This is a genomic window from Spirillospora sp. NPDC048911 (genome assembly GCF_043198015.1).
Classification (GTDB): domain Bacteria; phylum Actinomycetota; class Actinomycetes; order Streptosporangiales; family Streptosporangiaceae; genus Spirillospora.
Map to the genome: position 1 here is coordinate 643,458 of NZ_JBICUD010000003.1, position 11,440 is coordinate 654,897.

At 72.4% G+C, this 11,440-nt stretch carries 11 protein-coding genes; 7 read left to right on the forward strand and 4 right to left on the reverse strand.

From position 1 onward, the window contains the following. The first annotated feature begins 54 nt into the window (after positions 1–54). On the forward strand, positions 55–966 hold the full coding sequence (locus ACGFNU_RS16950; protein ID WP_392594466.1) for an LLM class F420-dependent oxidoreductase: 912 nt from the start codon (positions 55–57) through the stop codon (positions 964–966). On the opposite strand, the gene ACGFNU_RS16955 is transcribed toward ACGFNU_RS16950, so the two are convergent. Next, positions 956–1,336, reverse strand: a complete 381-nt coding sequence (locus tag ACGFNU_RS16955) for a VOC family protein (RefSeq protein WP_392594468.1) — start codon at positions 1,334–1,336, stop codon at positions 956–958. The two genes, ACGFNU_RS16950 and ACGFNU_RS16955, sit on opposite strands and share 11 nt — an antisense overlap. After that, the gene (locus tag ACGFNU_RS16960; protein ID WP_392594470.1) at positions 1,333–1,977 is read right to left on the reverse strand and encodes a TetR/AcrR family transcriptional regulator; all 645 of its coding nucleotides are present in this window, start codon (positions 1,975–1,977) and stop codon (positions 1,333–1,335) included. Before ACGFNU_RS16960 ends, ACGFNU_RS16955 begins: the two co-directional genes overlap by 4 nt. A gap of 329 nt (positions 1,978–2,306) precedes the next feature. Between ACGFNU_RS16960 and ACGFNU_RS16965 the strand changes: the two genes are divergently transcribed. The 4 genes from ACGFNU_RS16965 to ACGFNU_RS16980 are packed head-to-tail and all read left to right on the forward strand — an operon-like array spanning position 2,307 to position 5,777. Then, a complete protein-coding gene (locus ACGFNU_RS16965; RefSeq protein WP_392594472.1) occupies positions 2,307–3,239 on the forward strand; it encodes an ABC transporter substrate-binding protein in 933 nt (310 codons plus the stop codon). Continuing rightward, complete coding sequence (locus tag ACGFNU_RS16970) at positions 3,236–4,273, forward strand: FecCD family ABC transporter permease (protein ID WP_392594474.1); 1,038 nt, start codon at positions 3,236–3,238, stop codon at positions 4,271–4,273. Before ACGFNU_RS16965 ends, ACGFNU_RS16970 begins: the two co-directional genes overlap by 4 nt. Continuing rightward, positions 4,270–5,040 (forward strand): ABC transporter ATP-binding protein, encoded by a 771-nt coding sequence (locus ACGFNU_RS16975; RefSeq protein WP_392594476.1) that lies wholly within the window; start codon positions 4,270–4,272, stop codon positions 5,038–5,040. The genes ACGFNU_RS16970 and ACGFNU_RS16975 overlap by 4 nt, the downstream gene beginning before the upstream one ends. After that, positions 5,037–5,777, forward strand: coding sequence for an adenosylcobinamide amidohydrolase (locus ACGFNU_RS16980; protein WP_392594478.1), 741 nt, complete (start codon positions 5,037–5,039; stop codon positions 5,775–5,777). Before ACGFNU_RS16975 ends, ACGFNU_RS16980 begins: the two co-directional genes overlap by 4 nt. Positions 5,778–5,906: 129 nt before the next feature. Here ACGFNU_RS16980 and ACGFNU_RS16985 read toward each other — a convergent pair whose 3' ends face one another. Next, entirely contained in the window at positions 5,907–6,992 is a 1,086-nt protein-coding gene (locus ACGFNU_RS16985) for a hypothetical protein (RefSeq protein ID WP_392594479.1), read from the reverse strand. A gap of 190 nt (positions 6,993–7,182) precedes the next feature. On the opposite strand from ACGFNU_RS16985, the gene ACGFNU_RS16990 reads away from it, so the two are divergent. Together ACGFNU_RS16990 and ACGFNU_RS16995 are read left to right on the forward strand one after the other, a co-directional pair. Beyond that, positions 7,183–9,264: a vWA domain-containing protein gene (locus tag ACGFNU_RS16990; RefSeq protein ID WP_392594481.1), complete on the forward strand. Its 2,082-nt coding sequence runs from the start codon at positions 7,183–7,185 to the stop codon at positions 9,262–9,264. A 5-nt stretch (positions 9,265–9,269) separates the two neighbouring features. After that, entirely contained in the window at positions 9,270–10,730 is a 1,461-nt protein-coding gene (locus ACGFNU_RS16995) for an extracellular solute-binding protein (RefSeq protein WP_392594483.1), read from the forward strand. Positions 10,731–10,737: 7 nt separating this feature from the next. On the opposite strand, the gene ACGFNU_RS17000 is transcribed toward ACGFNU_RS16995, so the two are convergent. Continuing rightward, entirely contained in the window at positions 10,738–11,322 is a 585-nt protein-coding gene (locus ACGFNU_RS17000; RefSeq protein ID WP_392594485.1) for a TetR/AcrR family transcriptional regulator, read from the reverse strand. Between the last annotated feature and the right edge of the window lie 118 nt (positions 11,323–11,440).

Sequence of the window (11,440 nt, forward strand, 5' to 3'; positions counted from 1 at the left end):
ACGCGCGGTGTGACAGGATCGGACGGGTTCATTCGTGCAACCGAGGAGGTCCCCGTGCGTATCGGTGTGTCGTTGCGAGAACGTTCCGGCCCGGATTCGCTGGCCAAGCTGACCGGCGACGTGCGGCGGGCGGCCGACGACGGGTTCTCCTCGGCGTGGTTGTCGAACATCTTCGGCGTGGACGCGCTCACGGCGCTGGCCGTCGCGGGCGGCCAGGTGCCCGGGATCGAGCTCGGCACCGCCGTCGTGCCGACCTACCCGCGCCACCCGGCGACGCTCGCGCAGCAGGCCCGCACGACCGCGCTCGCGCTCGGCTCGGGACGGCTGACGCTCGGCATCGGGCTCTCGCACAAGGTCGTCATCGAGGACATGTTCGGGTACGACTATGGGCGGCCGCTGCGGCACATGGACGAATACCTGTCGGTGCTGCTGCCACTCCTGAACGACGAGCCGGTCTCGTTCAGCGGCGAGACGGTGCGGGCGCAGCTGGGCCTGTCGGTGCCGAACGAGGGCCGGGTGCCCGTCCTGCTCGCCGCGCTCGGGCCCAAGATGCTCAAGCTCGCCGCCGAGCGCGCCGACGGCACCATCTTGTGGATGACGGGCCCGGCGACCGTGCGCGACCACATCGCGCCGACGATCACGTCAGCGGCCCAGGCCGCGGGACGACCGGCGCCCCGGATCGTGTGCGTGCTGCCGGTCGGCGTCACCGGCGACGTCGCGGCGGCGAAGGAGCGCGCGGCCAAGGCGTTCGAGGTGTACGGAACGCTGCCGTCCTACCGGGCGATGATGGACCGGGAAGGCGCGGAGGGCCCGGCCGATCTGGCCATCATCGGCGACGAGGACGCGGTCGGCGCCCGGCTCGACGAGCTCGCCAAGGCCGGTGTCACCGACTTCGTGGCGGGCGAGTTCCTGCCGCGCGACGAGGCCGCGCGCACCCGCGACTTCCTGAAGACGCTCACTCGGTAGAGATGACCTCGTAAAGGTTGCCGGTCGCGTCGGCGAAGTAGATCCCCCTGTCGCCCAGCGGGTGGTCAATGTCGACGCGGCCGTTGTCGTGCCGGGCCGGATGGTCGCCGAAGGGCGCCCCTCGCTCCCGCAGCCGTGCCAGAACACCATCGAACGTGGCGGGATCGACGTCGAACGCCAGATGGTGGCCTGGTACATCGGGCGCCGACATGAAGTCGAGGGTCAGCCCGTCGTTCACCTTGACGGGGATGAAGTGCGAGGCGTACGGGTGGGGGCCCGTGAACTCCAGCCCCATGACGGCGGCGAAGAAGCGGGCGGCCTCCTCGTTGTCGGCGGCCGGGACGATGGTGTGGTTGAGGCTGATCGTCATGCGCGTTCTCCTTCGGTGAGCGCCCCGTGCAGGAACACCTGGAGCGTCTCGTCCAGGGACGGAACGGGTCGCGCGGGCGGGCGGGCACGGCCGAAGACCAGGCCCATGAACATGGCCGCGACCTGCTCGGGCGGCAGCCGCAACGCGTCGCGCTCGGGCTCGAACAGCTCCGTCAGCGCCTCCACCGTCGACCTCATGGCCGCGTCACGATCAAGCGCAGGCTCACTCGGCTTCCCGGACCTCGCGCCCGCGTCGCCCCCGCTGCGGGCGGGGTCTGCGGGGCGGCCGGTGGCGTGGAGGGCGCCGATGACCATGCCCATGCGTTCGAGGTAGGCGGTCATCGCGGCGGCGGCCTCGCCGAGCCGGGCGGCGAGGGGCTGGTCGAGGGAGATGTCGGCGATCTCCGCCAGGACGTGGTCGGTGCGCAGGGCCTCGGCGACACAGGCGTCCAGCAGGGCGTCCTTGTCGGCGAACACCCGGAAGATCGTCGCCTCGCCGATACCGGCGGCGCGTGCGATCTGGCCTGTGGTCACGGCGGTGCCGTGCTCGGCGACCAGCGGCAGCGCGGTCCGGACGATCATCTCGCGGCGCTGCTCGGGGCTCATGCCCGGCGCGCGGCGCCGGGCGGGTCGTTCGCTCATGCCCGGAAGGCTACGGAGTGAGCACTCACTCCGTCAAGAAGGAGTGAGTACTCACTCCGTCAGGTGCGGACGTGGTGGCAGAGCGCGGGCGGCGGGCGGGGCGGGAGGGTCCGGCGGCTGGTGCTAACGTTGCAGTTCACGCGCGTCATGGAGCGAAGTCCGGTGTGATCCCGGCGCTGTCCCGCAACTGTGATGTCCTTCGAGGGTCCCCTCCCGAACGGCCGAGCCAGGTCGCCTCCGCACGCGCCGACGATTTCTCGACCCTCGCGGAAGGGGCGATCCGTCTTTCCGCGGGTCACGCCTTCCGGCCGGCCATGGAGGCTCCCCTCGTGAGACCCGTACGTTCCCTCAGCGCTGCCGTCCTGATCGGTGTGGTGGCCCTGTCCGCCGCCGCGTGCGGTGACACGACCGAATCCGGCGGTGACAAGGCCGCCTCCGCCGCGGCCGTCACCGTCCAGGCCGCCAACGGCGCGGTCACGATCCCCGCGCCGCCCAAGCGGATCGTGTCGCTGTCGCCCACGCACACCGAGACGCTGTTCGCCATCGGCGCGGGCAAGCAGGTCGTCGCTGCCGACGAGTACTCCACCTACCCGGCGGGCGTGCCCAAGACGAAGCTGTCGGGTTTCAAGCCCAACGCCGAGGCGATCATCGGCTACAAGCCCGATCTGGTGGTGCTGTCGGACGACATGGACGGCATCGTCAAGGCGCTGACCAAGGTCAAGATCCCCGTCCTGCTGGAGCCCGCCGCGACCAAGCTGGACGAGGCGTACGACGAGATCACCGACCTAGGGCAGGCCACCGGGCACGGCAAGGAGGCCGAGAAGCTCACCGGCGACATGCGCGCGAGCATCCAGCAGACCGTCGCCGCGGCCAAGTCCACGAAGCAGCTCAGCTACTACCACGAGCTCGACAACCAGCTGCACTCGGTGACGTCCAAGACGTTCATCGGCCAGGTGTACGGGCTGTTCGGCCTGACCAACGTCGCCGACAAGGCCGAGAAGGCGGCCGGCGGCTACCCGCAGCTGTCCCGCGAATACCTGCTCAAGAGCGACCCGGACCTCATCTTCCTGGCCGACACCAAGTGCTGCGGCCAGAACGAGGCGGCGGTCGCCAAGCGGAGCGGCTGGGGAGACCTCGCCGCGGTGAAGGGCAAGAGCGTCATCGCCCTCGACGACGACATCGCCTCCCGCTGGGGCCCGCGCCTGCCCGAGTTCGTCAAGACCATCGGGGCCGCGGTGCAGAAGGCGTCCGCCGGCCAGTGAACCCGGCTCGGCTGCGGCCTCTTCAGCTCGGCGTCGCCGTCGCGGTGCTGGCGGCGACGATGTTCGCCGCGCTGCTGGTGGGCGCGGCCGACCTTCCGGTGAGCGGCGTCGTGAAGGCGCTGCTCGACCGGGTGCCGTTCGTCGACTTCGACTCGGGGCTCAGCCCCGTCGAGCGCAACGTGCTCTTCGAGCTGCGGCTGCCCCGGGTGCTGATGGGCGCGGCGGTGGGCGGGCTGCTCGCCATCGCGGGCGCCGGTTACCAAGGGGTCTTCCGCAACCCGCTCGCCGACCCGTATCTGCTCGGCGCCGCCGCGGGGGCGGGCGTCGGCGCGACGCTGGTGATCGTGGTGATGCCGGGCGATCCGGCGCTCGCCATCCCCCTGGCCGCCTTCGTCGGCGCGATCTCCGGCGTGTTCCTGGCGTACGCGCTCGGGAGTTCGGCGGGCCGCGGGAACGGGCCGGGCGCCGCGACGCTGGTGCTCGCCGGGGTGGCGGTGTCGAACTTCCTCGCCGCCGTCCAGACGTTCCTGCAGCAGGCGAACGCGCAGGAGCTGCAGCGGATCTTCTCGTGGATCCTGGGCGGGCTGGGCCTGGCCGACTGGCCCACGCTCGCCATGATCGCCCCGTACGCGATCGTCTCCACGGTCGTGCTGCTCCTGCACGGGCGGCTGCTGGACGTGCTCAGCGTCGGCGAGGAGGAGGCGGCCTCGCTCGGGTTGTCGGCCGCGCGGGTACGGCTGACCGTGCTCGTCGCGGCGTCGCTGGCGACGGCGTGCGCGGTGGCGGTCAGCGGCCTGATCGGGTTCGTCGGGATCGTCGTGCCGCACGTCGTGCGGCGGATCGCGGGCGGCTCGTACCGGGTGGTGCTCCCGCTCTCGCTGCTGCTCGGCGCCGCGTTCCTGGAACTGGCCGACCTGGTGGCCCGGACGGTCGTCGCGCCCGGCGAGCTTCCCCTGGGCGTGGTGACGGCGTTCGTGGGCGCGCCGTTCTTCGTGGTCATCCTGCGCGCGACCCGCCGGCAGGTGGACACATGACGGTCGCGGTACGGGACCTGGACGTGGAGCTGGACGGCCGTCCGGTGCTGCGGGGCGTCTCCCTGGAGGTGCCCGCCGGATCCTGGACGGCGATCATCGGGCCGAACGGAGCCGGCAAGTCGACGCTGCTCCGCGCGATCCTCGGCCTGCGCCCCGGACGCGGCGAGATCGAGGTCGCGGGCACCGACCTGCGCGCGCTCAAGCCACGCCAGCGCGCACGGGTCGTCGCGTACGCCCCGCAGAGCCCCAACCTGCCGGCGGGCATGACGGTCTTCGACTACACGCTGCTCGGCCGTTCCCCCTACATCCCGCACCTGGGCCGGGAGAGCGCGCGTGACCGGGCGGTCGCCGCCGAGGTGCTCGAACGCCTGAGCCTGACCGGGCTGGCCGCGCGTCCCCTCGACCATCTGTCCGGCGGCGAGCGCCAGCGCGTCGTGCTCGCCCGGGCGCTCGCGCAGCAGACCTCGGTACTGCTGCTCGACGAGCCGACCACGGCGCTCGACATCGGCCACCAGCAGCAGGTGATGGAGCTGGTCGACCGGCTCCGGCTCGCCGACGAGCTGACGGTGGTGACGACGATCCACGACCTGACGCTGGCCGGGCAGTACGCCGACCACCTCGTCCTGCTGTCGGCGGGACGGGTCGCGGCGGCCGGTCCGCCCGCCGAGGTCCTGACGGCGACGGCCATCGCGGAGCACTTCGACGCGCGCGTACGCGTCTCCCCCGGCCCCGACGGCCGCCCGAACCTCTCCCTGGAACGCCCATGAACGCAGCACCTCTGGACGCGGCGCCCATGAAGATCGAGCTGGTGTGGCGGGAGGAGGGCGGCGTCTCGCTGCCCTCGACGATCTGGCGCGCGGGCCCCGGCATGCGGATGGTCTCGTCCGCCATGGTCGGCGGCGGCATCGGCCCGGCCGGCTGGGTGCTGAACGCGCAGGTCCCGGGCACCTACGAACGCATGGATCCGGCCGCTCACCTGCTGGAGCTGGCAGAGCGTTACGGATTGACCGGACGCGGCGTCGGCATGCTCACGGCCGCCGCGGTCGACCGCACCGTACAACGCTCCGACGGAGACGTATCGGTCGCCGCGACCGTCGGGCTCCGCGTGCCGACCTGGGCGGCCGCCCCGGCCGGTGCCGACGATCCAGAGCTCGCTCCCGCGACGTTCACGCCCGGGACGGTCAACGTCGTCGTCGCGGTCCCGGTACCGCTCACCGACGCCGCCCTCGTCAACGCCGTCATGACCGCGACCGAGGCCAAGACCCAGGCCCTCCTCGAAGCGGGCTACCCCTGCACCGGCACCGCTTCCGACGCCATCTGCGTCGCGGCCCCCGATGTCGCCGACGCAACCGGCGGAGCCAGCGCGACCGGGGAAGCCGACGGAGCCGGGGAAGCCGAGCCGTTCGCCGGGCCGCGTTCGGTCTGGGGAGCGCGCATCGCGCGTGCCGTGCACGCCGCCGTCCACGCGGGCGCGCTGGACTACACCGGCCAGCTCACCCGCTGAAGGCTCCCAGAGCGACGCCTTCCGGACAGGGTCGTGCACCGGCCGCCGCCCCGGTGCGGCGGCCGGTGCTGGGCCGATGCTTGAGAGAGACGCGTCACCTCCTCCGTGGGTCGGCCGGCGTGGGGTCGGTCAGCCGGCGTGCGGCAGTCGTAGTTCGTGGAGAGAGTGCAGCCCGGTCGGCGGCTCCGGCTCGACCGGCGCCCGCCGTATCCCGTTGAGGTCCGGCTGGGTGCTGCGGTTGTTCTGCAGCTGGGTGAGCGTGTCGATGTGGCGGCGCGCCCGTTCGGCCTCGGCCCGCGCGGCGTCGCGTTCGCCGGTGAGCGCCTGCACGGTCGCGCGCAGCTCGTCCACGGCCTGGGCGAGCTGCCAGTTGTGCTGCTCGACCTCCTGGACCCGCGCCTGCATCTGGTCGCGGTCGGCGACGGCCTGCCCGCGCTTGGTCTCGGCGTCGCGCACGGCCGAACGCAGGTCCTCGGTGGCCCGCTGGTTCGCGGCCGCCTCGATGCGCTGACCCTGGACCGTCGTCTCGGTCTCCGAGAGCCGCGAGTGCAGGGAGACCAGCTCCCCGCGGGCGGTCTCCAGCGCCGCGCGCAGCTCGCCCTCGCGCGTGGTCACATGGTCGCGTTCGCTCTCGGCGGCGAGCCGGGCGGCGGTGGCCTGTTCGGCGGCCTCCCTGGCCTCCTGGCTCTCGCGCGTGGCGGCGTCGCGCTCGGCGATGGCCTGCTCGGCCTCGCTCCGCGCCGCCGCGGCGGCGGACTCGGCGTGCTCGGCGCGGGCTCGCGCCAGGGTGGCCTCCTGCCAGGCGGACTGCGCCTGGCGCTGCGAGGCGTCGCGTTCCTCCTGCGCGGCGGCGATGTGGCTCGCGGACTCGGCGTGGGCGGCGGCCACCCGGCGCTCGACCCCGGCGACGCTCAGCTCCGAGGCGAGCGAGCCGGCGAGCTGGTCGGCCGCGCCTTCCAGCCGTTCGACGATCTCCCAGGCCCAGGCGACCTGGCCGCTCAGTCCCGGGGTCTCACGGGTGCGTTCGCGCCGATCTCGTGCCTCCGCCGCGCACGTCCCGCCCTCGTCCTGGCAGTAGCGCACCGTCCGGGCGCCACGCACAGGCTGCGGAACGGGACGCCCGCAGTTCGCACACGGCCAGACCGCCACCGACTCCCCGGCCTCATTGCCGACCGCCGCACCGCCGTCAAAAGGGGCCACCTTCTGGTCCGTCATGCCGGGTAATACGCAGCGGTCCGCCGAAGCGTTCGAACCGTACCCGAATAACTTCGTCCTCTCCGGTCACGCTCTCCGGTCACGCCAAGATCCGGCCGATCCCGGCCCGGTCAAAGGCCATGACGGAGCGCGATCTCCCTCCTACAATCGAAACGATTCCGTTCCGGGGGGATACGGCGACGAGGATTGAATGGTCGAACCGGGCGACAACCAGCGATCGAGCGACGAACACCAGGAGCCGCCACCGCCCGCACGGAGATCGACCTTCGTCCGCTCCCTCACGGTCGAGCTGGCCACCTCGCTGATCGTCTCGTCGCTGGTCGCCTCCTCGCCCCTGCTCCTCGTCCTCTCCCGCGACTTCGGGATCGCGCTCGTGGTCTGGGGCGGCGTCTCGCTGCTCCTGCTGGCCGTCCTCGTGGTCGTGCTCTACAACCATCCGGAGTTCCTGCGGAAGGTGTTGGAGCTCCTGCCCGACGACCTGGGGCGATGGTCGGCGACCGTGCTGGTCTGGGTCGGCACGGGCGCGGCGCTGGCGGGGCTCGTCCTCGGCGCGATCACCGGCGTGCGGGCTCTCCTCTCGCCGGGCGGCGCGTGCGGGCGCCCGCTGGAGATCCGGGTGCTGACCACCCCCGAGGCGCTCACCCCGCTGCGCGCGGCGGCGGCCGACTTCACCGCCGACACCAGGGACGCGGGCTGCCCGGAGTACGCGGTGACCGTCACGGCCGAGCCGGGCGCGACGCCGGTGCGCAGCGGGCTCGCCCGCGACTGGGAGCGGGACCGGACGGGCGTCGGGACGCAGCTGCTCGGCCCGCAGCCCGACATCTGGGTGCCCTCGTCCCCGGCCGAGTACGCCTACGCGTCCGACCGCACGGATCTCGCCGCGTCCGGCTCGCCGCCTGCGCTGAGCCCGCATCCGGCGTCGATCGGCCGCTCGCCGATGGTGCTCGCGCTGTTCGGGGACGACGACGGGACGGTCTACCGGGAGAGCGCCCGGCCGGGCCGCGACACCACGATCGAGCTGCTGGAGCGCTTCAAGGAGGCGGGGCTGAAGGGCATCGCGCGGCCGATCCCGGAGACCTCGGCGGCCGCGCTCGCGGTCACGCCCGTCCTCCACCAGGCGGTCACCAACACCGGTCTCGCCGAGTCGGGCGAGGCGGCCGAACGCTTCGTCAGCCCGCCCGACCTGCTGGCGCCCGACGCGGTGTCGCTGCTGTGCCAGCTTCGCGAGCGGGCGTGGGAGCGGAGCGACGGGCCGCCCAAGGGCTTCGCGGTCGCCGTTCCCGAGCATGTGCTGAACGACTACAACGCGGGCCGTGCCCTCGGCGACCGGTGCGACGCGGTCGACGCGAGCAAGGCCCCGTACGACAGATGGAAGCTGTACCCCTATTACGCGCGCGACCTTCCCGCCCTGGACTACCGCTTCGTCCAGGTGAAATGGCCGGGCCAGGACGACCGGGAGCGCGACGGCGTGGTGCGGAGGTTCCGCGACTGGCTGAAGGACAAGCCGCTGACGCCGCAAGGCTTGCGGGCCGCCGACGGCACCTTCCAGCGGCCGCGCACACCCGATCCGGCACACCCCTATCTCGACGCCCTCGACCGGCCGGGCGCCGTCACCGTGCCCTCGGTGGTCAAGGGAACGGACGCGCCGGGCGTCCAGGACTCCCTGGACGCCATCGGGGCCGTCCGCGACAAGGTGCTGCTGTCGCTGCTCATCGACACGTCGGGCTCCATGGGCTCGCCGACCACCAAGGTCGTCAGCCGCTCGCGCCTCACGCACGCCATCTCGGTGCTGCGCAACCTCGTCGGGCAGCTCAAGGGCGACGACGTCATCGGGCTCCAGTCGTTCGCGCGGGCCACGGACGGTGACCGCACCCCGCAGGTGATCACGCACGTGCGGAGCGGGCTGGTCTCCTCCCAGCAGGCCGACCTGGTCAACGGCAAGCTCCAGGCGCAGGTCGCCGCACGCTCGGACCTCCCCCTCGCCGACGCCATCCAGGCGGCGGACCTGCAGTTCGGGAAGAAGCACGTCATCGTCGTCACCGACGGCCAGTCCGACCGCACCAATCCGGATCTCGACGCGGCGCTCGGCCGGCTGAGGGCGTTCCACGGCAAGCATCCGGGTGTCGTGGTGACGTTCCTGCTGACCGGCCCGTCCGGCTGCGCCGGTTCCCCGGTCGAGAAGATCAGGAACGCGGTCGGCGGCAACTGCCGCGAGCTGACCGGCGACCCCGACGAAGTGCAGGCCGCCCGCCTGCTCGCCGAGCTGCGGTGACGGCGATGGCGGCGAACGGCGCGGGACAGACCAGCGGCTCAGAACAGACCAGCGGCTCAGGACAGACCAGCGGAACGGGGCACAAGAGCATCCGGCGGCGCACGCGTGATCATTGGCTCGCCGCTCTCCTCTGTGCCGTGGCGGGAGCGCTGGTCGTCGTGCTCACGGTCATGATCCCGCCGTCCTACGACGCGTTGCCCGACGCCTGCGGCGACCGGCTCACCATCGCGGGCGGCACCGACGTCAGCCTCGGCAACCAGCGCCGCGCCCTGGTGGAGAGCTGGAACGCGGGCGGCAGGGGCACCCGGCCGCAGGCCCGGCTGGTCGAGGTGTCGCCGTCGGCCGACCTGCAGTACAGCCAGCTCAAGGCCGCGCAGGAGGCCGGCACCTGCGCCTACGACGTGCTGATCATGGACGCGCAGTGGACGGCGGAGTTCGCCCACGACGGCCGTCTCAAGGTCCTCGACGAGATCGACAAGAGCGCGCTCGCGGACGCCCGGGACTTCTTCCCCGCCGCGCTCGCCCTGGGGACGTACGAGGGCCGCCAGTACACGGTGCCGTTCAACCTCGACGTCGGGCTCCTCTACCACCGCGACAAGGCGAAGGTGCCGGCGCGGCCACAGGACTGGCCGAGCGAGAACCACTTCGCCCAGCTCGGCGACTACGAGGGGCTGACCGTCAACGCGCTGGAGTTCGCCTGGAACCACGGCGGCACCGATGTGCTCACCGGCACCCGCCGCCCCACCCGGGCGGAGCTGGCCGGCCGCGTCCATCCGGCGCTCAAGGCCGTGGCGCAGCGGATGCGCTCGGGCAAACCGTTGTGGACGTCGCTCATGCGCGGGTTCAAGGAGCAGGAGAGCATCGACGCGTTCACCGACGGCGGCGACGACACGCTGCTGCGCCACTGGCCCTACGCCTACCGGCACTTCGCCAACGATCCCCGGCTGCGCGACGGAGGCGACCTGAGATTCGGGGTGACCGCGCCGCCGGGCCACACCGTCCTCGGCGGGCAGAGCCTGGCGGTCTCGGCGAGCTCACGGCACCAGAAGGACGCGCTGGCCCTGATCCAGTACCTCACCAGCACCGAGAGCCAGCGGCAGTACTTCTCCTGCGGAGGCTTCGCGCCGACCCGGTTCTCGGCGTTCGGCCTCTCGCCCGGGGTGCTGCGGCAGGACGCGGTGCGCCCGATCGCCACCTGCTCGGAACGGGAACGGCAGGCGACCAACCGCGACAACGCGGGCGGCGAGCCCGACAGCGTGACCCCTCAGCGGCTCACCGAGCTGGCGAAGGCCGTCGTGGCCGCCCTCGAACGGGCCCGGCCGCGGCCGGTGACCGAGCACTACGCCACGTTCTCCACGACCTTCCGCGGCTGCGCGCGCAAGATCTTCACCGGCGTCGACGTGCCCGCCGACACGTTCGCCAAGGCCATCGACGAGTCTCTGGACGGCAAGACCGCGTCCTGCTGAACGGGGATCAGGCCGTGGTGAGGGCGGATCGGGCCATCGTGTGGAGGAGGCTCGCCATGGCGTCGCGGTCGAGGGCGGCGGCGCTGTAGGGGGTCGAGTTGAGGAGGCCGAAGCAGGCGTGCACGGCGGCGCGGGTGCGGTCTTCGGGCAGGCCGGGACGCAGGCGGCGCAGCACGCGGACCCATTCCTCGACGTAGGCGCGCTGGAGGCGGCGGATCTCGTGGCGCTGCGCCTCGGGCACGTTGTCGAGCTCCCGCTCGTGGACGGTGATCAGCGCCGGATTGTCGAGGGCGAACGCGATGTGCCAGTGCAGGAGGGCGTCGAGCGCGCGGCCGGGCTCGGGCTCGGCGGCCCGTCGGAGTCCCTCGGCGTGCAGGCGCTGGCTGATGTCGAGCAGCATCTCGGCGAGCACGGCCTCCTTGCCGCTGAAATGCCGGTAGAGGGCCGGGCCCGTCAGCCCGACGGCGCGTCCGACATCGCCGATCGACGCGCCGTGGAAGCCGCGCCGCGCGAAGAGATCGGCGGCGGCGGCCAGGATCTCCGCGCGGCGCGTGGGGACGTCGGGTGCCGTCCGCCCTGCGGGAGAGGTCATGATGGAAGTCTAGACCGACCATGTTAATGACCGTTAACATCGTCGTGTTAATGTTCGTTAACTGATCGGCCAGTCAAGATCAAGCCAGTCAGCACATCAAGCCAGTCGATGAGGACGG